General features: G+C 41.9%; 21 protein-coding genes. 7 read left to right on the top strand and 14 right to left on the bottom strand.

What is annotated here, in order from left to right:
• Positions 1-20 precede the first annotated feature (20 nt).
• The 4 genes from BLQ87_RS04855 to BLQ87_RS04840 form a co-directional block, all read right to left on the bottom strand.
• On the bottom strand, positions 21-1706 hold the full coding sequence (locus BLQ87_RS04855; protein ID WP_074605037.1) for a S41 family peptidase: 1686 nt from the start codon (positions 1704-1706) through the stop codon (positions 21-23).
• Positions 1707-1784: 78 nt separating this feature from the next.
• Complete coding sequence (locus tag BLQ87_RS04850) at positions 1785-2399, bottom strand: HAD family hydrolase (protein ID WP_074605036.1); 615 nt, start codon at positions 2397-2399, stop codon at positions 1785-1787.
• A 22-nt stretch (positions 2400-2421) separates the two neighbouring features.
• Positions 2422-2916 (bottom strand): ATP-grasp domain-containing protein, encoded by a 495-nt coding sequence (locus tag BLQ87_RS04845; RefSeq protein ID WP_074605035.1) that lies wholly within the window; start codon positions 2914-2916, stop codon positions 2422-2424.
• Positions 2917-2920: 4 nt separating this feature from the next.
• A complete protein-coding gene (locus BLQ87_RS04840; RefSeq protein WP_074605034.1) occupies positions 2921-3571 on the bottom strand; it encodes an ABC transporter ATP-binding protein in 651 nt (216 codons plus the stop codon).
• Positions 3572-3636: 65 nt separating this feature from the next.
• Here BLQ87_RS04840 and sucC point away from each other — a divergent pair, with 65 nt between their 5' ends.
• Positions 3637-4827 (top strand): ADP-forming succinate--CoA ligase subunit beta, encoded by a 1191-nt coding sequence (gene sucC / locus BLQ87_RS04835; protein WP_073231105.1) that lies wholly within the window; start codon positions 3637-3639, stop codon positions 4825-4827.
• A 492-nt stretch (positions 4828-5319) separates the two neighbouring features.
• Here sucC and BLQ87_RS04830 read toward each other — a convergent pair whose 3' ends face one another.
• The gene (locus BLQ87_RS04830) at positions 5320-6654 is read right to left on the bottom strand and encodes a sensor histidine kinase (protein ID WP_074605614.1); all 1335 of its coding nucleotides are present in this window, start codon (positions 6652-6654) and stop codon (positions 5320-5322) included.
• A gap of 141 nt (positions 6655-6795) precedes the next feature.
• Between BLQ87_RS04830 and asnS the strand changes: the two genes are divergently transcribed.
• Positions 6796-8244, top strand: coding sequence for an asparagine--tRNA ligase (gene asnS / locus BLQ87_RS04825; protein ID WP_074605033.1), 1449 nt, complete (start codon positions 6796-6798; stop codon positions 8242-8244).
• A gap of 431 nt (positions 8245-8675) precedes the next feature.
• Here the strand turns inward: asnS and BLQ87_RS04820 are convergent, their stop codons facing one another.
• Positions 8676-10325 (bottom strand): FMN-binding glutamate synthase family protein, encoded by a 1650-nt coding sequence (locus BLQ87_RS04820; protein WP_074605032.1) that lies wholly within the window; start codon positions 10323-10325, stop codon positions 8676-8678.
• A 77-nt stretch (positions 10326-10402) separates the two neighbouring features.
• On the opposite strand from BLQ87_RS04820, the gene BLQ87_RS04815 reads away from it, so the two are divergent.
• The gene (locus BLQ87_RS04815) at positions 10403-11023 is read left to right on the top strand and encodes an L-threonylcarbamoyladenylate synthase (protein ID WP_074605031.1); all 621 of its coding nucleotides are present in this window, start codon (positions 10403-10405) and stop codon (positions 11021-11023) included.
• A 39-nt stretch (positions 11024-11062) separates the two neighbouring features.
• Positions 11063-12244, top strand: coding sequence for a Na+/H+ antiporter NhaA (nhaA, locus tag BLQ87_RS04810; protein ID WP_074605030.1), 1182 nt, complete (start codon positions 11063-11065; stop codon positions 12242-12244).
• Here nhaA and trpA read toward each other — a convergent pair.
• The 4 genes from trpA to trpD form a co-directional block, all read right to left on the bottom strand.
• Positions 12234-13001: a tryptophan synthase subunit alpha gene (trpA, locus tag BLQ87_RS04805; protein WP_074605029.1), complete on the bottom strand. Its 768-nt coding sequence runs from the start codon at positions 12999-13001 to the stop codon at positions 12234-12236. The two genes, nhaA and trpA, sit on opposite strands and share 11 nt — an antisense overlap.
• A gap of 8 nt (positions 13002-13009) precedes the next feature.
• Positions 13010-14191: a tryptophan synthase subunit beta gene (gene trpB / locus BLQ87_RS04800; protein WP_074605028.1), complete on the bottom strand. Its 1182-nt coding sequence runs from the start codon at positions 14189-14191 to the stop codon at positions 13010-13012.
• A gap of 96 nt (positions 14192-14287) precedes the next feature.
• The gene (locus BLQ87_RS04795; RefSeq protein WP_074605027.1) at positions 14288-14932 is read right to left on the bottom strand and encodes a phosphoribosylanthranilate isomerase; all 645 of its coding nucleotides are present in this window, start codon (positions 14930-14932) and stop codon (positions 14288-14290) included.
• Positions 14932-15918: an anthranilate phosphoribosyltransferase gene (trpD, locus tag BLQ87_RS04790; RefSeq protein WP_074605026.1), complete on the bottom strand. Its 987-nt coding sequence runs from the start codon at positions 15916-15918 to the stop codon at positions 14932-14934. Before trpD ends, BLQ87_RS04795 begins: the two co-directional genes overlap by 1 nt.
• 197 nt (positions 15919-16115) lie before the next feature.
• Between trpD and BLQ87_RS04785 the strand changes: the two genes are divergently transcribed.
• Entirely contained in the window at positions 16116-17063 is a 948-nt protein-coding gene (locus BLQ87_RS04785; RefSeq protein WP_074605025.1) for an ion channel, read from the top strand.
• A 400-nt stretch (positions 17064-17463) separates the two neighbouring features.
• Here BLQ87_RS04785 and BLQ87_RS04780 read toward each other — a convergent pair whose 3' ends face one another.
• Genes BLQ87_RS04780 through recR form a run of 3 tightly spaced genes read right to left on the bottom strand, consistent with a single transcriptional unit; the run spans position 17464 to position 19748 of the window.
• Positions 17464-18306: an alpha/beta hydrolase gene (locus BLQ87_RS04780; RefSeq protein ID WP_074605024.1), complete on the bottom strand. Its 843-nt coding sequence runs from the start codon at positions 18304-18306 to the stop codon at positions 17464-17466.
• A gap of 3 nt (positions 18307-18309) precedes the next feature.
• A complete protein-coding gene (locus BLQ87_RS04775; RefSeq protein ID WP_074605023.1) occupies positions 18310-19125 on the bottom strand; it encodes an SDR family oxidoreductase in 816 nt (271 codons plus the stop codon).
• Between the two features lie 5 nt (positions 19126-19130).
• Entirely contained in the window at positions 19131-19748 is a 618-nt protein-coding gene (gene recR, locus BLQ87_RS04770) for a recombination mediator RecR (protein ID WP_073231083.1), read from the bottom strand.
• A gap of 78 nt (positions 19749-19826) precedes the next feature.
• On the opposite strand from recR, the gene BLQ87_RS04765 reads away from it, so the two are divergent.
• Together BLQ87_RS04765 and BLQ87_RS04760 are read left to right on the top strand one after the other, a co-directional pair.
• Positions 19827-21407, top strand: a complete 1581-nt coding sequence (locus tag BLQ87_RS04765) for a sodium:solute symporter (protein ID WP_074605022.1) — start codon at positions 19827-19829, stop codon at positions 21405-21407.
• 19 nt (positions 21408-21426) lie between these two features.
• A complete protein-coding gene (locus BLQ87_RS04760; RefSeq protein ID WP_073231079.1) occupies positions 21427-22134 on the top strand; it encodes an LOG family protein in 708 nt (235 codons plus the stop codon).
• Positions 22135-22614: 480 nt separating this feature from the next.
• Here the strand turns inward: BLQ87_RS04760 and BLQ87_RS04755 are convergent, their stop codons facing one another.
• A complete protein-coding gene (locus BLQ87_RS04755) occupies positions 22615-23205 on the bottom strand; it encodes a DUF502 domain-containing protein (RefSeq protein WP_074605021.1) in 591 nt (196 codons plus the stop codon).
• Positions 23206-23214: the final 9 nt, after the last annotated feature.

Here is a 23214-nt window from a genome sequence, read left to right as displayed (position 1 = left end):
GATTAACAGCCGTTTAATCTTTACTGTCTTCTTCCCGGAGTTTTAATCATTCCGACAAACTCCGTAGTTCTTTCCTTAGATACCAGGATCATTGGCGGAACAGCAGTCGTCGTACTACTTTCCTCCCTAACGCTCATTCTTGCGCTTTTAGCCGAAGCCAATGCAGAAGATCCGGCGGTTCCGGGAATCGCAGCTACCGCTTTCGCAAGGTAACCTTCTCTTACATCTCCAAATTCATAGAGCGGATTGTCAAAAAACGTGGCTTCAGTCGATGTTGCTGCATTATAGTCAGGAACCATTCCATTGAAATAACCTCCCTCTCCATTGGCATTTTTCGTTTCAAACATCGCATAGAAAACATCATATCGGTTTTCAATCTTTATTGGAAAGAAACCTACAGGTTTTCCATAAGTGGTTTCCCCAACCAATTTAACATTTACAAAAGGCTTTAAACTATTGATCACGAGTTCGCTTGCGGAAGCAGTTCTGTCGGACACAATAAAAACGACATTAGTCACCCCTGCCAGTGCTCCTTTTTTACTAAAGGAAGTAGATTGAGCTTCAGGGCTGTAATCATCATCCGCCTGAGTCAGATTTCTTCCGAGTGTCCTGTCATATATTAATTTGCCATTGATGTCGGTAACTGGCTGGTTGATCAGGATTCCCGCCTTTCCACTGCGCATGGTATTGTTATAATATTCCCGGAACATGACTTTTCCATTGAGACCGGAAGGAGCAATCAGATTGATCAGGTATTCTGCAGTATTGATGTATCCACCTCCGTTATAGCGTAAGTCAACCACAAGGTCTTTAACCCCCATTGTAGCGAAATCAGCAAAAGCGGCATCTAAGTCTGCTTTAGTCGTATTATCCAAAGTCGAAAACCTGGCAAAAGCCAGATAACCAATCTTCTTTGTTCCGGCAGTAAGCGTAACTGCTTTATAAATCGGGCTGCTTTTATAGCTTTTCTTCGTTAGCGTCGTAGAAAACTCATTTAATCTCGATCCTCCGGTATATACAGTCCCGGTGATTGACACATTTGCTCCTTCAATCGCATTAAACGCAGCATTCACCTCTGTATTGATATTGGCACCAAAAGACTGCCCATTAATGGTTCTGATCACCCAGCCCCGCTTCACACCAGCATCTGCTGCCGGAGAACCTGGATATACAGCAGTAACAATTAAACTATAAGTCAGAGGATTGTTCACATCGGTTCTGTAGGCATCAATTCTAATCCCTACGTCATTACCATTACCTTCTGAGTCAACAGAAGCCAAAGAATTAGGTATGCTGGCCTGAGGGTTAGCAGCATCAGCATCCTCTATAAAAGAGTATTTTAAGGAAGAGTAGCCTTGCCTGTAATCAACAGACCCGGAAACCTTACCTATATTAAAAAGATTGTTTTTATACTTATCCAGGTTAGCGGCGCCATTTGTATATTTTCTTGGCAGGTACTCATCATAAGTAGGCAATGCCTCATTCCAATAATAAACTTCTTTGGCATAAAGAAACAAAGAGTCATTACTCAGCTGAACTCTATCTGTAGTAGGGGTTTGCTGACTATTTCCGGTAGCCGGATCACTTGTCTGTGGTTTTTTCTCCGGTGTGGGTTCTACTTTATTCTTTTTGCAGGCTGTAAATCCCAGAGCAAGCACTATGATAGCTAGTGCAGCATAACGTCCGGAGGATATATGTTTTATCATCGATATAGAGTTAGATTATAACAAATTTAAGATAATTAAACAGCATTACCGCAGGTTGTTATGCGAATACTAACGTAATTAATCCTGCAATAGTTTATCTATCGCTAAAAAATCAATCTTTGCATTTGAAGCACATTCCCGATCCAGTCCTTCTTTTCCTATAAACAAGAGATCTTCCCGTTTTAAGCCATGTTTTTCCAGGATCAGTTCCAGTCCGGCAGCGGAGGGTTTTTCACCTATTTCCGCGGCAAAATAGACCAGCAGGTTTTGCTCCAATCCGTTCCATTCGATCTGTCTGATTTTATTCAGCTGCATGGCCGGATCTCCGGCGACAAATAAGAACAACTGCTTGCCTTTACCTACCACTTCCTGTAGTAAATTCAGCATTTTATTAAAGATCAACAGCTTTAAAGGCAGCCTCGCATTTTGAAGCAGCAGGTCATAGTTAACCTGATATTTTAATGGGATATCAAATTTAGCGGCGGTTTGCGCAAAAATGTCTTCCGGACCATCTGCAAGATGTTTTTCCTGCATAAACTGAAGTATTTCCGTGGCATTTAACTGCTCCCCATATTCAATAAACTGTGCAAACAGGTAATATACCTGGAGCAAGTAATCTTTTTCGGGATAAAGAACATCGTCAAGTTCAAAAACAAAAGCTTGTTTTTCTTCTAAGAATTTTTCAGATACCATGAATGTATAGAATGATGGGGTATTAATTGATCGTAAATAAAACAGGTTCCAGTCCGCTGGTTCCGGCATTGATATAAAATGCGCCGTTTAAACCCGCTTCTTTTCCTATGAGGGCTTGTTCATCGGATGGGTTTGAAGAGAACAGCAGCATTCCATCCCGATAAATCGCCCAGTCGCCGGTTTGCTTCTCCGTACTCAGGTATTGATCCAGTTTATTGATTTCCGGAAGCAACACAGAGATTCCGAATTCCTCGAACAAGACGATCGATCTGGAAACCGCCTCTATTTCAAAAGTATGTAGTGGCAGAATCATTTCCACTCCTTCGTCCAGACAGTTGTTTAATAAGGTATGTGCAGTAGTGTCGTCATTCCGCGTTCCTAAAGAATGCATTTGATAAGCTGCAGAGCTGAATGAAGGCATATCGCCATAGTCTGCCAATAATATATCGTCATCGGCAAATGCTTTCAGCAGCTTTAATGTTGCTGCAGATTTACCTCCTGTAATTAATATCTTCAAAATGTTATATGATTAATCCGTCTTTCATTGTGACTACCCTGTCACTGATTTTTGCCAGTCCTTCATTGTGTGTCACAATGACGAAGGTCTGTTTAAAGTTGTCCCTGAGGGTGATAAAGAATTCATGCAAAGCGTTTGCATTGGCAGAGTCCAGGTTTCCTGAAGGCTCATCGGCCAATATGATCGAAGGCCTGTTAACCAAGGCCCTGGCTACTGCAATCCGTTGTTGTTCTCCACCGGAAAGCTCATTGGGTTTATGTGTTGCCCGATCTTTGAGGCCTAAAAGGTCTAACAATTCCATGGCCCGTTGTTCGGCTTCTTTTTTTCCTGTTTTAGCGATAAAGGCAGGAATACAAATGTTCTCCATCGCAGTGAATTCGGGCAACAGGTGATGGAATTGAAAAACAAAGCCTATATTTTTGTTACGAAAGATACTCAACAGCTCGCCGGAAAGCAGATTCACTTTAGCGCCATTCAATTGTACCATCCCCTGATCGGGCTTGTCTAAAGTCCCCAGTATATGTAACAATGTGCTTTTCCCTGCTCCGGAAGCACCGATGATACTTACAATTTCTCCTTTTGCCACTTCAAAATCCACCCCTTTCAGGATGGGTAAATTTCCATAAGCTTTCTTTATACCTGTAGCTTTTAGCATAAATGCAAACTTACTGTTTTTAAAACCAATCTGAAATTGTAGATTTGGACAAATTTTTTCAGCAAATGAATATCCACGAATATCAAGGTAAAGAAATACTTAAAAGTTTTGGTGTAGCCGTACAAGAAGGCATAGTTGCCGACACGGTTGAGCAGGCTGTAGAAGCTGCTAAAAAAATGAAAACTGACTTCAATTCTGATTGGGTTGTGATTAAAGCACAAATCCATGCAGGCGGAAGAGGTAAAGGCGGAGGTGTAAAACTGGCTAAAAACCTTGATGAGGTTAAAGAAAGAGCTGCTGCAATCCTGGGCATGCAATTGGTAACCCCACAAACTGGTCCTGAAGGTAAGAAAGTAAACAAAATTTTAGTTGCGCAGGATGTTTATTATCCCGGAGCTTCGGAAACTAAAGAGTTCTATGTAGGCGTATTGTTAAACCGTGCGACAGGCAAGAACATCATTATGTATTCTACCGAAGGTGGAATGGATATTGAAGAAGTAGCAGAAAAAACACCTCATCTAATATTCAAAGAAGAGATCGACCCTAAAGTTGGTCTTCAAGGATTCCAGGCCCGTAAGGTTGCCTTCAATCTTGGATTAAGCGGAGCTGCTTTTAAAGAGATGGTGAAATTTGTTACTGCGCTTTACAAAGCGTACGACAGCATTGACTCTGCTATGTTCGAGATCAACCCGGTATTAAAAACTTCTGATGACAAAATCATCGCTGTTGATGCTAAAGTTGATTTAGATGAAAACGCTTTGTTCCGTCATCCTGACTATGCAGCAATGCGTGATAAACTGGAAGAAGATCCAACAGATGTTGAAGCCAGCGAATCAAACTTAAACTATGTAAAATTAGATGGTAATGTTGGCTGTATGGTTAACGGTGCTGGTTTAGCTATGGCGACCATGGACATCATCAAAATTGCTGGTGGTGAGCCTGCCAACTTCCTTGACGTTGGTGGAACTGCAAATGCACAAACCGTAAAAGCAGGTTTTAACATCATCCTTAAGGATCCAAATGTTAAAGCAATCCTAATCAATATCTTTGGTGGTATCGTTCGTTGTGACCGTGTAGCTCAAGGTGTAATTGATGCTTACAAAGAAATCGGAGATATTCCTGTTCCAATCATCTGTCGTTTACAAGGTACCAATGCCGCTGAAGCGAAACAGTTAATTGATGAGTCAGGATTAAAAGTATATTCAGCAATCGCATTGAAAGATGCAGCTGCTTTAGTTACTAAAGTACTTTCGTAGTATCAGGTAATTACCTATCACAAAAAAGGTCAATTGTTCATTCAATTGACCTTTTTTTTATGACCTATATTTCCGATACTTCTGGTTGCCTCAACAAAGAAAACCATGATGATTTCCTTCCTTTTCTCATTACCCGCAGGGTATAAAAAATAAGAAGCCTCCAGTCATCCAACGGGAGGCTTCTTTAACCAAATATAAATTAAACGAGCTGACACAAATATATAACTTAAAGACAAAAAACACAATTTATTTCAATAAAAAATCACAAAAACATAAAAAACATCAAAATAAAACACAACAAAAGCAATTAAAACACATAAAAATCAACAAAACACACAAAAACAAACAAAAAGAAGCTAAATATTTACAACAAAATCCATAAAACACAATAAAAACAAAAATAAACACACTGAAATCACAAAAAAACCAGAAGAAAATCCAAAACAAAGACGAAATACACCTAAAAAAATCAAAAACACCAAAACATAGATACTAAACAAGGCCTAATTTAAAGGAAACATAAAAAACAGAGCCTTTATCTTCCTTACTCTCAAACCAGATTTTACCTTGTTGTTGCTCCGTGAACTCTTTACACAATAACAATCCTAATCCGATTCCTTTTTCATTATTGGTACCATAAGTAGCAGAAGCATTAAGATGAAACAGGTTCTCCTGCTTCTCATTGGACATACCTATTCCATTATCAGAAATAATAATCATGCCCTCCGTATCACGATACCTGGTAGACACGATGATCTCTCCCCCGGCCGGCGTAAATTTCAGCGCATTTGACACCAGGTTCCTGATGACCAGATGCAGCATATCATGATCCGCCATTAGATTTAATTGTCCGGCGGTTAACACATTCAGGCGAATCCCCTTCTTATCGGCTATTGACTTTTCAATTTTCAACCAACCCTTCAGCGCCTCATTCACATCCAGAGATTTCAACTGAACATTAGCTCCCATCAGCTGAGTTCTTGACCAGGAAAGCAGGTTCATGAGCATTTCAGATGTATCCCTGGTGATCTCCAGCAATTGCTCCTCGATAAAAGACTTCTCCCCTTCTTCCAATCCCACTGCATTCAACAATTCCAGATATCCTTGTATAGAACTCAATGGCATCCTTACATCATGTGCCACAATAGAAAGCAACCGATCCTTTTCCCGATTCAGGTATTCCAGCTCCTGTTTTTGAAAAAGAATCTCTTCGTTCTGCACCTCTATTGCCCGGTTTCGTTCTTCAACAGAAGCCCTTTCATGGTCATAATTCTTTCTCATATAGCTGATGGAAAAGAAAATCAGGGTAGTAGTCACCACATAAGTCACCCCAAAATCAATTGTCTTTACTGCATCACTCATATATAGATTCGGTATCATATGTGGCCAATGAAGCTCCACAACCAGTACAACAAGCACAATCAGCAGATTGAAAGGCACCCAAAACACGTATTGCCGTTTAGGAATAATGGTAATGATGATAAAAAAAGAAAGTACAAAGAGTAAAATATTCGGGCCAAGAATCCCGGAATTATAGAAATAACAGAAAATAAAAGCCATGTTACAAGCCAGGCAAAAAATCATAATGCATATCGAAGATTTTCGCTTCACTCTGGAGCCATAATACAAAGCAAAAATAAACAACATGGATACACAACAGAGCCATGCCAGCGCTTTCAGGTTCACGATATAGTTATAGGGAGCTTCCACCAACATGGCAAAGAAAGCAAAGATGCACATGGTGTTAAAAATACGTTCTTCAAGAGAAAAGTTATAGACATCACCAATGGCATTTTGCCAGAGGGAAAGTTTAAAATTTGGTTGCACGTTAATATGATTGAGAATGAAACGCAAACTTAATATATTAAGATTCATAAAAAAAATCATTATACAATTGAATATAAGCAAGCTATTCCCTCTTATTTATTGAATGAAATCCTTATTTTTGAAGCTCTCCACAATAAAATCATGATAAAACGAGAAAAAGTAAAAAGCCTGTTAGAGACAGAGCAGTTCGACAGAGAAGTGACCGTTATGGGTTGGGTACGTACCTTCCGTAACAATCAGTTTATAGCTATAAATGATGGTTCCTGCATGGGAAATATCCAGATCGTTGTCGACTTTAATAATACCCCTGAAGATTTATTAAAACGCATTACTACAGGAGCTGCAATATCCGTTACAGGAATCATTGTTGAATCCGTTGGTAAAGGCCAGAGAGTTGATATAAAAGCAAATTCTATTGAAATATTAGGCGATAGTGATCCGGAAAAATTCCCATTACAACCTAAGAAACACAGCTTGGAGTTCCTGAGAGAAATTGCGCATCTACGCTTCCGTACCAATACTTTCAACGCGGTTTTCAAATTACGTCATGCCCTGGCTTTCGCCATCCATCAGTTTTATAACGACAGAGGCTTTGTATACATGCACACCCCTGTAATTACAGCTTCTGATGCTGAAGGTGCCGGTGAAATGTTCAAAGTAACGACTTTAGACTTTGACAACACCCCACGTACCGAAGATGGTAAAGTAGATTTCTCACAGGATTTCTTTGCCCGTGCAACCAACCTTACCGTATCCGGACAGCTGGAAGGTGAACTTGCTGCAATGGCCTTTGGACAGATTTATACTTTCGGCCCTACATTCAGAGCTGAAAATTCAAATACAACCCGTCACCTTGCAGAATTCTGGATGATTGAACCTGAGGTTGCTTTTGCAGACCTTGAAGACAACATGCAGCTGGCAGAAGACATGATGAAGTACGTCATCGACTATGCTTTAAAAAACTGCCCGGAAGAAATAGAATTCCTGAACAACCGTTTGCTGGAAGAGGAGAAAACCAAACCACAGAACGAGCGTAGTGAGCTTTCCTTAATAGAAAAACTAAACTTCTGCCTGAACAATGACTTTGAGCGCCTGACCTATACAGAAGCCATCGCCATCCTAAGGTCTTCCAAACCAAATCAAAAGAAACAATTCAAGTATCTTATTGACGAATGGGGAGCAGACCTTCAATCGGAACATGAACGCTACCTGGTAGAGAAACATTTCAAAAAACCGGTGATCTTAACAGACTACCCTGCAGATATCAAATCATTCTACATGCGTCAGAATGAACCTGATGCCCAGGGAAGAAAAACAGTAGCCGCCATGGACATCCTTTTCCCTGGAATCGGAGAAATGGTTGGCGGTTCTGCAAGAGAAGAACGTATGGATAAACTTGTTCAAAGAATGGAAGAGCTAAACATCCCACAAGAAGAACTGTGGTGGTATTTAGACACGAGACGCTTTGGAACAGCTCCACATGCAGGATTCGGATTAGGTTTCGAAAGACTGGTACTTTTCGTAAGTGGAATGACGAATATCAGAGACGTGATTGCTTTCCCGCGCTTCCCAAGAAACGCAGAGTTTTAATCTCATCAGTATAAAACAGAAAGGCCGGTTCCATTTAGTTGAAACCGGCCTTTCTATTTTAAGTGTTTCTGATCAGAGAAATTAAGTGTTACAAAAATATCCCATCTCCTTTTCATCCCCGAATCTTTGCTGAAGGGCAAATATTCGAATGTCTTCAAAGCAGAGGGACATTTTTGTTAAATATAATGATTACTCCTCCGCATGGTGCAATTGAATACCCTACCCAACCACATCGCCCTCTTGAAATAACACCCGGGTCGAGGTTTAGCCTGTGGAGCGAACCTTAATTCTATGCAGGATTTCTCCAATAAATGTGGAGTTCAGAAAAGGCATAGAAAGATTTGCGCCCTTCAGCGCAAAAGATTTCAGCCTTTGAGGAATCTCTACATTTATTGGAAGAGAAAAACGGGAGATACCAAGCAAGAGCGGAACTAACTTCCTGGCGTCAAATTGTCATTAAAAGAATTGGCATGTGCATAATCCACTATCGAAACCTTGTAATCCGTAGGCGTAAAACTAGCTGAAGTACTCAATGCCATGCCCAGTTCGAATCTCAAAGGGTAAGGCGTTCTCAACAGGCTGCCTTCCGGAATATAAGGAAAACTCTCCATATACGACTGCATCACATTGGGAGCGATCCTCCTGTTGATATAAGCTCTGGTCAACTGATAAGTATGGTGTAATCCCGCAGCACCGAGCAGCTCTACGGCACTTTCTACGGTAAGCTTATGAAAGTTAAACACCCTGACTCTTTTGTCTTCTACAACCAGCCCTTTCATCAGACTCGCATCTTGCGTAGCTACACCAGTCGGACAGGTATTGCTGTTACATTCCAAAGCCTGAATGCACCCTAGTGCAAACATCATTCCTCTTGCAGAATTACATAAATCTGCACCTAAAGCAATGTTTTTTACCAGGTCAAATCCGGAAGATATCTTTCCTGAAGCGATGATCTTAATGTGTTGTTTCAGGTTAAATCCACTCAACACATCATACACAAAGGCTACTCCTTCTCTCAAAGGCATGCCGACCGCATTAGAAAATTCCTGAGGTGATGCACCCGTACCACCTTCAACTGTGATAAAGTCGACATAAGTCCCCGTTTCTGACATCGCCTTACAAATGGCAAAAAATTCACTTCTGCGGCCAATACACAATTTTATCCCTACAGGTTTACCACCCGACAATTCCCTTAATTTCTGAACAAAAGCCACCAGTTCCAAAGGCGTTTTAAAAGCCGCATGTGCGGGCGGAGAGATCACATCAAAACCTTCTTTCACCAACCTGATTCTCGCGATTTCCGGAGTTACTTTCTTAGCTGGCAAAATCCCGCCATGCCCTGGCTTAGCGCCCTGCGAAAGCTTAATTTCAATCATCTTCACCTGCTCAGACTGGGAACGTTCTGCAAAGGCATCATAATTAAAGCTACCATCGTGATGGCGACAACCGAAATACCCCGTTCCGATTTGCCAAATGAGATCTCCTCCTGGATTGGCATGGTAATCACTGATTCCACCTTCTCCTGTATTGTGGGCAAAATTCCCAAGTTTAGCGCCTCCGTTTAAGGCGAGGATGGCATTCTGACTCAATGAGCCGAAGCTCATGGCCGATATATTATAAATACTTGCAGAATAAGGCTTTTTACAACCAGGCCCGCCAACAAGCACTCTTGGGTCTTCATCTAACTCGGTATGACTGATCGCTGCAATGCTATGACTCAGCCATTCGTATCCGTTTTCATAAACATCCAGCTGTGTACCAAATGGAATCGTATCATTCTCTTTTTTTGCTCTTTGATAAATCAGGGAACGGTTTAACCTGCTGAATGGTTTCCCATTGGTATCGCTTTCCACAAAATACTGATAGACTTTTGGGCGCAGGTCTTCCATAAAATACCTTAACCGGCCAACTACGGGATAATTCCTGACGATACTGTGTTTCGGTTGGTAAAGGTCGTAAACCCCTAATATGACGATCGGTCCGATAAAGATGAAAGCCCAGTAGAAAGGTGGCCAGGCCAGGCTGATCATGACCGTTGCGGTCACCAGAAATGCAGCAATTGCGATAAAAGCTTTTCTCATATGGTTTAATTTAATAAAAACATACTAATAGAACAATAATAAGCATAATAAGGTATAAAGATTTTGTAATTTTACATATGCTTATCAAAATCTATCCTGAAAATCCGAATCCTAAAGCAATAGAACAAGCGGTGGAGGTCTTAAAAAAAGGAGGCATCATCATTTATCCGACCGATACTGTTTACGGATTGGGTTGCGACATTACCAACCAAAAAGCCATAGAGAAGATTTGCCGGCTGAGGGGCATCAAACCTGAAAAGGCCAACTTTTCTTTTATCTGTTCTGACCTCAGACACATTTCAGACTACATTAAGCCCATTGACACCACTACCTTCAGGGTGCTAAAAAAAGCATTACCGGGTCCGTTCACCTTTATATTCAATGCGAATAACAATGTACCAAAGCTGTTAAGCTCCAATAAAAAAACGGTAGGTATCCGTGTTCCTGACAATGCCATTGCGCGGGAAATTGTAATGTTACTCGGCAACCCGATCTTATCGACTTCCATAAAAGATGACGATGAGTTGATTGAATATTCTACAGATCCGGAATTAATCCACGAGAAATATGAAGATAAAGTAGACCTGGTGATCGACGGCGGATATGGTGACAATGAGCCTTCTACCGTTGTAGATTGCACTTCCGGAACATTTGAAATCATTCGTGAGGGAAAAGGAGATCTGGAAAGTTTCCTTTAATTTGTTGCCTAACTCCCCCTTGAATGGTATCTTTAACACATGTCGAAACTATTCAATTTACAAGCGTTCAGAGATTTCATCCGTTCAGGACAAATCGGGGGCATCATCCTCATGGTTTGTGTTGCCATCTCTTTATTTATTGCAAATTCCTCCTATAGTGAAGGATTCGCCAATCTTTTAGCCACAGATTTAGGGATTACCTTCGGCGGCAGCAGCTATTCTTTTACCGTTTCTGCCTGGATCAATGATGCCCTGATGGCCGTCTTTTTCCTGTTGGTAGGACTGGAAATTAAAAGGGAAATGCTGGAGGGAGAATTGTCCTCGCTCAAGAAGGCCTCCTTGCCCGTGATTGCGGCTTTAGGTGGCATGCTTGTTCCTGCACTGATCTATTTCGCTTTTAACCACAATACGCCGACGGCTTCAGGATGGGGAATCCCGATGGCTACTGATATCGCCTTTGCACTTGCCATCATTTCCATGCTGGGCAAAAGCGTCCCTACTTCTTTAAAGATCTTTCTGGCTGCACTGGCCATTGTGGACGACCTTGGTGCGATCCTCGTGATTGCGGTATTTTATACCAGTGAAGTGCATTTTGACTACCTTTTGATGGCTGCAGGCGTCCTGGCATTGCTGTTTGTATTTAATTTCTTCAATATAAAACCCTTATTCTTTTACCTGATTCCGGGAATCTTTTTATGGTACTTTATCCACCATTCAGGAATCCATGCCACGATCGCAGGGGTATTGCTGGCCTTCACCATTCCTTGTAATGCGACCAATGTAGAATCACCGCTGGAAAAGCTGGAACACCTGCTCAACGGTCCGGTAAATTATTTCATCATGCCTATTTTTGCTTTGGCAAACACCAATATCACCTTTCAGAAAGAGATGCTTGGCGGCCTGGTTTCCCCATTGGGAGCGGGGATTATCCTCGGCTTATTTGCCGGAAAAACAATAGGGGTTACGCTATTTTCATGGCTGGCAGTGAAGCTAAAGCTAGGCACCTTACCTTCCCGGTCCGGATGGAAGCACATCATTGGATTGGGTATGCTTGCCGGAATAGGATTTACCATGTCCATTTTTATTTCCCTATTGTCTTTCAGCGACGAGATGCATGTAACGGAGGCTAAATTCGCCATCCTTTGCGCTTCTATCATTGCCGGATTAATTGGGTTTATCTACCTCAAATCCATCAAAAGCACGAAAGAAGTTACGGCTTAAAGGTTTTCATAAAGTCCTTCACACTGGCAATGACATTATCGGATTTCAGGCTTTTAACAAAGGCACTGCCGATAATGGCTCCATTTGCATACTGACAAGCCTTATCAAAAGTCTCTTTGCTGCTGATGCCAAAGCCAATCATGGTAGGATTGTTAAGCTTCATCTCTGCGACTCTGGAGAAATACGCTTCTGTACTTTCCGATACCTGCAGGTTTTTTCCCGTGGTAGCAGAAGAAGACAAGAGATAGATGAAGCCATTACTTAGTCCATCGATTTTACGGATCCGCTCTTCAGAGGTCTGCGGGGTCACGAGGAAGATATTCGTCAGTCCGTTTTCCTTGAACACGTCACTGTAAAGCGCTTCATATTCGCTCATTGGAAGATCCGGAACGATACATCCATCCACACCTACTTCGGCGCATGACTTACAAAAATTAGCTACCCCATATTGCAGCATCGGGTTCACATAGCCCATTAACAATACCGGAATGCTCACTGTTTTACGAAGGTCTTTCAATTGCTCAAACAACAGTTTAAGCGTCATTCCTCCATCCAGCGCAGTCTTGCTGCTCGCCTGAATGATCGGGCCGTCCGCCACCGGATCAGAATATGGAAAACCGATTTCCAGTAAGTCTGCACCTGATCTTTCCAGCTCTTCTGCAATGGCCACCGTATCACCTAAGTTTGGGTATCCTGCAGTGTAATAGATGGATAATATATTTTTTTTCTCCTGAAATAACTTATTAATTCTGTTCATTGCTCTTCTTATAAACCAAAATACTTCAAATAAGTGTCCATGTCTTTATCTCCCCTTCCGGACAAACAAACGACTACATTTTCCTTACCTGTAAACTTCATTTTCTCTAAATACGCCAGGGCGTGTGCACTTTCAATCGCCGGAATAATTCCTTCCAGCTGGGTCAGCCGCAATCCTGCCTGCAAAGCCTCATCGTCCGTTACCGATACATACTCCCCTCTTAAAGTCTTAAACAAATGCGCATGCTGAGGACCTATTCCCGGATAATCCAGACCTGCCGAGACCGAATAAGGTTCAATCACCTGTCCATCTTCCGTTTGCATCAGAATGCTCCTGCTGCCATGTAAAACACCTTCTTTTCCCAAAAAGGTTGTTGCAGCAGAATGTCCGGTGTCCACACCTTTTCCCGCAGCTTCTACGGCAATCAGTTTCACGTTTTCATCATTAATGAAATGATAGAACATGCCCATGGCATTACTTCCGCCACCTACACAAGCCAGGACATAATCAGGCTGATCGCTCCCTGTATGCTCAACTAATTGTTTTTTTGTTTCCTCCGAAATGATCGATTGAAAAATGGCCACCATATCCGGATAAGGATGCGGACCTACCACAGAACCGACAATATAATGGGTATCAAGGGGATTATTGATCCAGTCGCGCATGGCTTCATTGGTCGCATCTTTCAGTGTTTTACTTCCTGAAGTTGCAGGAACTACAGTAGCACCGAGCATTTTCATTCTCGCTACATTGGGTGCCTGACGCTGGATGTCAATCTCTCCCATGTACACCACACATTCCAGTCCGCGCAACGCACAAACCGTAGCTGTTGCCACTCCATGCTGTCCCGCTCCTGTTTCTGCGATGATCCGCTTTTTCCCCAACCGTTCCGCCAGTAAAATCTGACCGATCGTATTGTTGATCTTATGCGCACCGGTATGGTTCAGGTCTTCTCTTTTGAGGAAGATGTTTGCGTTATAGCGCTGCGATAAACGCTTCGCTAAATACAAAGGCGAAGGCCTTCCTACATAATCTTTTAGCAATTGATGAAACTCCTTTTGAAAGTCTTCATCTTCGATAATTTTCAGGTAATTGGTTCTCAGTTCTTCCACATTGGGATATAACATTTCGGGAATGTACGCTCCTCCGAAATCTCCAAAATAACCCTTCTCATTTACAAAATAGTTCATAATCCTGTTCTTATTTCTTTAGTATTCCGTTATCCATGGTACCTAATAACGCTTATCTGTTTCTCAATATATTCCTGAATTGCCATAAGGCAAGACTCAGGACAACTTGTTTTTAAATTCAATCAATTTACCCGCATCTTTTAACCCCGGTTCCAGTTCAAACCTGCTGTTGATATCGATCGCAGACAACCTCGGGTCGCGAATCGCATTCAGCGCTTCCGCACTTTCCGGTCCGATTCCCCCACTTAAAAAATAAGGGACATCGAGTGTATATTTGTCCAGCAGGCTCCAGTCGAACTTCTTGCCAGAACCGCCATGATCGGGTGTCTGTGTATCAAACAAAAAGTAATCTGCCACTTCCTGATAAGCTTCCAACTGCTCAAAATCAAAATCAGCATTCACACCAAAAGACTTAATCAGCTTAAATTCCGGTTGTATGGCCTTAATAGATTGAGCTATCCCCCTGCAATATTCCGGACTTTCAGCCCCATGTAACTGTACGGCATTCAGTCCATATTTATGAATCAGCTCCAGCACCAGTTCCGAATCTTCATTTACAAAAACGCCGGTCCGTTGAATCTGTTCCGGCAAAGCTTTAACCACTTCCGGATCCAACTCACCTGCATATCTTTTGGAGCCTTTAAAGAAAATAAAGCCCAGATAATCCGGCTGTAATGCGGCCACCTCCAAAATGTTCTTCGGATGCAACATGCCGCATACTTTCAGTTCAGGCCTCTTCATCAGGACAATAAGCTCTTAAAAGCATTCAAAGCCCTTTTGCTGAATAAAGATTCCTCCGCTTCGTAGAAGCAATCGGCAAAAGTTTTACTGCTGTCTATCGTTTGTATCGCCAGTGCGGCATTACACAACACGACATTATTCTGTGCATTCTCTCCCTCCCCATTCAGGACTTTCATAAATATCTCAGCGGAGGAAGCTACCGTATCCCCTCCTTTGATCAATTGTTCGTCGATCTCTTCAAAGCCCAGGTCAGACACTTTTCTCAAGGCCTCCCCAGTTTTACTGAACGTCTTAAAATCGCAGGTTAAAGAAACCTCGTCAAAGCCATCTACCGCATGAAGAATCGTATAATTCTTATCCGTATCCTGATACAGGTAAGCATACAGGCGTGCCAGCTCCAGGCTAAACACCCCAACCAGTTGATTTTTCGGCTGTGCCGGATTACACATCGGCCCCAACATATTAAAGAAGGTTTTCACCCCCAGCTCTTTACGGATGGGCGCCACCGTTTTCATAGCCGGGTTAAACAAAGGTGCATGGATAAAGCAAATCCCCGATTGATCAAGGCTTCTTTTCAGCACATCCTGATCACTCGTAAACTGATAACCCAGATACTCCATTACATTGGAGGACCCGCAGCCGGAAGAAACACCATAGTTGCCATGTTTAGCCACCTTATGCCCTGATCCCGCCACCACAAAGGAAGCCAGTGTAGAAATGTTAAAAGTATCCTTTCCATCGCCACCTGTTCCACACAGATCGATCAGTTCATGGTTAGAAAAATCCAGCTTTACGCATAGGTCCAGCATGGCATCACGGAAGCCCTGTAACTCTTCCACCGTAATGTTACGCATCCCGTAAGCCGTGATAAAAGCAGCGATCTGGGAGGTATTAAACTCACCCAAGGCAATGGAAGTCAGGATTCGCTGTGCTTCAGCTCTGCTGAAGGTCTTGTTTTCAAATAAGTGGTTGAGTATTTTCTTCATGGGTATAAAACAAAAAAGGTTGCCCTAAGCAACCCTCAAAATATTTTTATGTAAAATAAAACGTTCAAAATAGGGGTTACACTACGCTAATGCGTTGTGCCACCACCAAAGATTAAGTCCGTTTGTTTGTATCATCTAAGCAAAGATGGAATAGTTTTTAATAATTGCAAAATTTTTCTTAAAATTAGTAAGAAATTATGGCATTATTTAAACGGAAATCACAAATAGATGACGATTTAGGCTTTGGTACACAACCGGTTAGCGCGAATCAAAGATTAATGAATGCGGATGGTTCTTCGAACGTCCGACTGACCGGTCTCCCTATTTTCAGAAGTGCCGACACTTATAACTGGCTGATTTCCATGTCATGGAGAAAATTCCTGTTCATCATCCTCATTGCCTACCTCATCGTGAATACCCTCTTTGCCACGCTATACGTATCAATAGGAATCGAACACCTTAAAGGCGCCGATGGCATCAGTCCCAGAGACCATTTCTTCGATGCCTTCTTCTTTTCTGCGCAAACCATTTCCACCGTTGGTTATGGACACATCAGTCCGGATGGTTTTGCCACAAGTTGTCTTGCCGCCTTTGAATCCATGCTGGGTTTACTGGCATTTGCCCTGGCCACAGGTCTGTTGTACGGCCGTTTTTCCAGGCCTACCGCAAAAGTAGTTTACAGCCCAAACATGGTCATCGCTCCCTATAAAGAAATTAAAGGGCTGATGTTCAGACTCGCCAATTTAAGAAACAACCAGCTTATAGAAATCGAAGTTCAGGTCGTAATGTCTTATAATGAACTCATTGATGGAAAAAAGATCCGGCGTTTTTACCCCCTGGATCTGGAGCGGGCAAAAATCGGATTGTTAACCTTAAGCTGGACCGTTGTACATCCTATTGATGAGCACAGTCCCATCTTCGAAAAAACAGCAGAAGAGCTTGCCGATGCAGAAGTAGAAATCCTGGTCCTGTTAAAAGCTTTTGACGATACCTTCTCTCAAACTGTACATACCCGCACCTCTTACCGCGATGAAGACATTATACACAACGCTAAGTTCTCCAGTATTTTCTCCAGAGACAACAACGGACGAACGATTCTTGACCTTTCCAGAATCGGCAGTACAGAAATGATTGCGGCTTCCTAAACCTGCTGTCTAATCGTAAACTAAACCAGAGAAATTAAGTATTACAAAAATATCCTACCTCCTTTTCATCCCCGAATCTTTGCTGAAGGGCAAATATTCGAATGTCTTCAAAGCAGATGGACATTTTTGTTCAAAAAATGATTGCTCTTTCGCATGATGCAGTTGAACCGCCTGTCTATCCAGTGATCCATCTCCTTAAAATTTCTAATACCCGGGTCGAGGTTTAGCCTATGGAGCGAACCTTAATTCTATGCAGGATTTCTCCAATAAATGTGGAGTTCGGAAAAGGCATAGAAAGATTTGCGCCCTTCAGCGCAAAGATTTCAGCCTTTGAGGAATCTCTACATTTATTGGAACAGAAAAGCGGGAGATACCAAGCAAGAGCGGAATCTTTTAAACACTAATGTCCTGCTATAAAGTCCAGAATGGTCTTGTAAAGCGCATTACTTCCAAAAATCATCTGACTGATCATCCCTACATGCTTTTTATGGCGAATCAGCTGTAGCTCACAAGGCACCTGCTGGTTCATTAGTTGCTCATACATCCGTTTCGACTGAATCTGAATCGCGGGATAAGTATTTTCTCCATAAAAGATCAAATGAGGATTACGAATATTGCCCAGATAATTCAGGGGAGAACCTTTGGTCCATACCTCAGGACTACTGGTAAAGGTGCGAAGAAAATTATGGTAATTATCGTCATGTTCTGCTTTACTCAGGTACTCATTCATATCCAGGCCGAAGGCATCATTTAAAATCACGCCGCTGATCTTTCCTGTAAAACCTGCGGTCTGTAAATATTGCGGATCAGCATTGATCAATTCTGCCAGGTGCCCTCCGGCAGAATGCCCCATCAGAAAAATCCGTTCCGGGTTTCCGCCATAATCGGCGATATGATCAGACACCCATTTCACTGCATTGGCACAATCTGCGGCCATCTGCCCATATTGCTGCTCCGGCGCCAGACCATAGTTAATGACGACCGTCACGAGCCCCTTTCTTGCGAAGTTCCTACCCAGCCACCAATAGGTTTCTTTCTTTCCGCTGCTCCAGGAACCGCCATGAATAAAGATCAGTACATCTTTCTTCTTCTCCTGACTTACCGTATAGTAAACATTGAGCTGATTGCTCACCTTCCCCTTATCAGCGCCATAGTCAATACCCTTTGCCACTTTAATTTTTGCAGACAAAGTGAATATTGGTAAAGTAAAAGCAAGTAATATCAGCAACAACCTGGCTTTCATATACTATTTAATCAATGCGTTCTTTTCTTTTGTAAAGTGGTTAAACACCAGCTTATCCGCCAATGCAGGTAGCAATTTATTGATCCACACCGTTAATTTACCCTGACCTGTCATGACTAAAGTGCGTTTTCTTCCCGCAATCCCATCCACAATACGGCCGGCAACCTCATCGGCGGTCATCATTTTCCCTTCTTCCATACTCGTCTCTCCATGTGAAGACCCGTCTTTAGCCAAAGCAGTCACACGGATATTTGAAGCTGTAAATCCAGGACAAGCCACCATTACATGTACTCCTGTTTTTAAAAGCTCCGTTCTCAGCGCTTCCATAAAGCCATTCATGGCAAACTTAGAAGCAGAATAACCTGTTCGTCCGGGTAATCCGCGATAACCGGCAATAGAAGATACGCCAATTATACTGCCTTTGGTTTTCAGGATTTCCGGTAAAGCATATTTTGTACAATATACGGTGCCCCAGAAATTCACATCCATCAGGTTTTTCAGGACAGAAAGGTCAAGGTCATTAAATAAAGCACGCATGGATAGTCCGGCATTATTAACCAGGATATCAATTTTATCGAAAGTCACCAATGCCTGTTTGATCAGCACTTCACAATCGTGTTCCTTACTCACATCGACTTGTACAGCCACAGCACGAATGTCATACCTGGTTTCCAGATCTGCGGTAATTTCACACAACGTGACGTATTGCCTTGCGGCCAGTACCAGATGGGCACCGCGTTTCGCAAATTCTTCGGCACAAGCTTTTCCTATACCGGAAGAAGCGCCGGTAATGACCACTACCTTATTCTTAAAATCCATGCGGGTTATTTGATTAATGAGTTTTCGTAAGGCACCCTGGTAACGATAGAGCGACCTAAAGTAATTTCATCTGCATATTCGAGTTCACCACCAAAAGCAATTCCACGGGCAATCGTTGTGATTGGAATCTGGAAATCTTTAAGGCGTTTGTATAAATAAAAGAGGGTGGTATCGCCTTCCATCGTGGCACTCAGGGCCAGTATCACCTCTTTAACCGGCGTAGTCGCAACGCGTTGCACCAGAGAGTCAATAAAAAGATCGGAAGGCCCTATGCCATCCATTGGAGAGATCAGGCCTCCCAGTACATGGTAAACCCCAAAATACTGACCTGTATTCTCTACTGCCATCACATCACGGGTATCTTCCACTACACAAATTACCTCCTTGTCGCGCTTATTGGCGGTACAGATCTCGCAAATGTGCTGGTCAGAGATATTATGACAGATGGTACAGTGTTTAATCTCCTGACGGAGTCTGATAATGGCATTTCCGAAGTTCGAGACCTCCTCCTGCTCCTTATTCAATAAATGCAATACTAAGCGTAATGCGGTCTTTTGTCCAACTCCTGGCAACTTTGAAAATTCATTGACAGCGTCTTCAAGAAGTTTAGAAGAAAAGTTCATCCTACAAATTTATATTTATCTTCCGTTATTTGATTTTTAAAATTTGATTTTCTTACATTTAGCTGCTAAAAACATACTATGAGCCCAGCTATACTTTTGTCTTTTTTAATTGGTTATTTTCTGATCCTGATCATTATTGCGTTCGCAACATCGAAGAAATCATCTGATAACGCTACTTTTTTCATTGCCAACAGAAACTCAAAATGGTACCTTGTAGCCTTTGGGATGATTGGAACCGCCTTATCCGGGGTAACGTTCATTTCTGTTCCCGGCGAAGTTGGTGCACCCTCAGGTAACCAGTTCCAATACTTTCAATTTGTGCTGGGCAATGCCATTGGTTTTATCATTATTGCGACAGTGCTCCTGCCCCTCTATTACCGGATGAGGCTGACCTCGATCTACAGTTATATCGAACAAAGACTCGGTTTTTACAGCTATAAAACCGCAGCTTCTATTTTCCTGATTTCCAGAACCATAGGCTCCGCCTTCCGTTTATACCTGGTTGTGATTGTATTACAACGCTTTATATTTGACAGTTATGGCATTCCCTTCTGGGCAACGGTACTGATCTCGCTGGGACTGATCTGGTCCTATACCTTTAAAGGTGGCCTGAAAACAATCATCATTACCGATACCCTACAAACGTTCTTCCTCGTATTATCAGTGTTTCTGACGCTTTATTTCATTTGCAGCAGCCTGAACATGGACATTCCTACTGCCTTTGAATCGATAAAAAACAGCGGCTATTCCAAGGTCTTTTTCTACGAAAACTTCCTGAGCAGCGATTTCTATTTCAGTAAGCAGCTGATCGGCGGAATATTCGTGACCATTGCCATGACGGGATTGGATCAGGATCTGATGCAGAAAAACCTGAGCATGAAAACCATTGGCGAAGCTCAAAAAAACATGTTCACCTTTACCGGAGTGTTCGTCGTATTGAATATCTTCTTTTTATCCGTAGGTGCCTTATTATACATATATGCTACTAGAAACGGAATTGAAATTCCTTTAGACCATGTTACCGGCAAACCAAGAACAGATTTTCTCTTTCCTGAAATTGCATTAAACCACCTGAGTGTTATCCCTGCAATCGTTTTTATGCTGGGCTTAACTGCAGCTACTTTTGCCACAACAGACTCGGCATTAACTGCATTAACGACCTCATTCTGTGTAGATTTTCTCCACATGGATAAAGAAAACGCCCCTGTTGTTCATCATACTACAGACAAAGAATCTATGGCTGCAGCAGAACGGCAACATAAAGACGCGGCAGATAAGAAATCCAAAGCGGCAGTCAGCAAAAGACATATGGTTCATGTTGCTTTTTCATTATTAATGTTTGTCGTGATCATTATATTCAATGCATTTAACGATGAATCGGTTGTAAAAGGCATCTTTAAAGTCGCTTCCTATACTTATGGCCCACTTCTTGGTCTGTATAGCTTTGGTCTTTTTGTTAGAAAAAGAGGACTTCATGATAAATTAGTACCTTTAATATGTATCATTTCACCAGCATTATGTTACCTCCTGAATGCAAACTCTGCGACCTTACTGGGAGGATACAAGTTCAGTGTCGAGCTGATTCTGGTTAATGGGCTAATCACCTTTATCGGGCTGTTACTGATCAGCAAAAAAACAGATTTACAAACTAAATTTTAATACCTTAAATATCTATAGAATGACAAGTGAAGAGAAAATAAGAAGTGCGTTTGAGAATAAAAACTGGCAGGAGATAAAAGTTACTGACTCTTGGCAGATCTTTAAAATAATGGCCGAATTCGTAGACGGCTTCGAGAAATTAGCAAAAATAGGTCCTTGCGTATCCATTTTCGGATCAGCAAGAACAGCAGAAACCAATAAGTATTACGAAATTGCTGTAGAATGCGGCAGACTATTAACTGAACGTGGTTATGGTGTCATCACAGGTGGTGGTCCCGGAATTATGGAAGCAGGAAATAAAGGTGCACACATGAACGGTGGAAAGTCAGTGGGCTTAAACATAGACCTTCCATTCGAGCAGTTTCACAATAAATATATTGACCACAATAAGCTATTGGAGTTTGATTACTTCTTTATCAGGAAAGTAATGTTCATGAAGTATTCTCAGGGCTTTGTGGTGTTACCAGGTGGTATGGGAACAATGGATGAGCTTTTTGAAGCGATTACACTGATTCAAACCGGAAAGATTGCCAGATTCCCGATCGTATTGGTAGGTAAAGATTACTGGGGTGGCCTGGTAGACTGGATCAAGAACACCATGCTACAGAAGGAACACAATATCCATGCGGAAGATTTAAACTTGTTTAGGTTAGTCGATACTGCTGAAGAGGCAGCTGAGCATATTTTCAGGTTCTACGATAAGTATGTTTTGAAACCGAATTTTTAATCTGTCGGAGGAGCTTCTGTTCTTCTTAATTTTATTTGTAACGCTTTACTTAGGTAAGGCGTTTTTTATTTGAAGCTCAGTTGATTTTGGAGCTCATGTTTATTTGTTTGTTGGATGCTTAATCCGGAATTAAGGTTCAACAAAAAAGATATCATTACTCGCCTCCTCAAATATTTTGCTGAAGGGCAAAACATTTGAATGTCGTCTCATAACGATATCCTTTTTGTTTGATTTAATCTTACTGAATATGAAGACCACCCGCTTAAAACACCTTGCTTTGTCACATCATAGGCCCTCCTATTAAGTTTTAAGGTTTCTTTTAACACGTAATTATCGGGAGCTCAATTTTGGAACTTCATTCAAAATAAAAACCATGTCGTTATGAGACGACATCCAAATGTTTTGCCCTTCAGCAAAACATTTGAGGAGGCGAATAATGATATGGTTTTTATTTAATTATCCTTAATTATCAATAGAAACCTAAAAATGACTAACGCCACCTGAAACCACTAGCTTCATGGCATCAGCAGCACTCATATTCAGGGGTTTTATCTTTTCGTTTTTCACGATGTAAACCTGGCCTGCAAAGGAATAAGAGAAGGGAAAATAGACTACAGCTTCACCTGGGAGGCCAATATTTGTAAGGTCACTTTGGGTAAGGAAGCCGATTCTTTTGAGTTCCCCTTCCACTTCTACCAGCACTGGGTTATTGAATTTTTTCTCATCACCAACGAAGGCTTCAGTAAGGTCTTTTATCGACGAATAAATGAATTTAAGGATAGGAAGTCTGTCCAGGATTTTTGTGAACCAATTGTACATCGGTTCAGTTACGAAGTTGGTGACAAATATTCCGGCGACGAGTGTGATGGAGATCACCAGCAGCAGTCCCAATCCGGGAATGTTTCTGCTCGCTCCGGTTCTTGGGTCAACACCTAAAATATTGTTCACATTTAACCAGCTGTCTACTGTCGTAACAGCCCAGATTACAATAAAAATACTAAGCGCAATGGGCAATACTATCAGGAGCCCTTTAATGAGGTACCTTAGAAAAGCCCGACCAATTCTGTTCATGCTGCAAAA

This window comes from Pedobacter steynii, from assembly GCF_900103665.1.
In the GTDB taxonomy this organism is placed as follows: Bacteria; Bacteroidota; Bacteroidia; order Sphingobacteriales; family Sphingobacteriaceae; genus Pedobacter; species Pedobacter steynii.
Note: the sequence above shows the minus strand (reverse complement) of the source record. Positions and strands in the feature narration are given on the sequence as shown.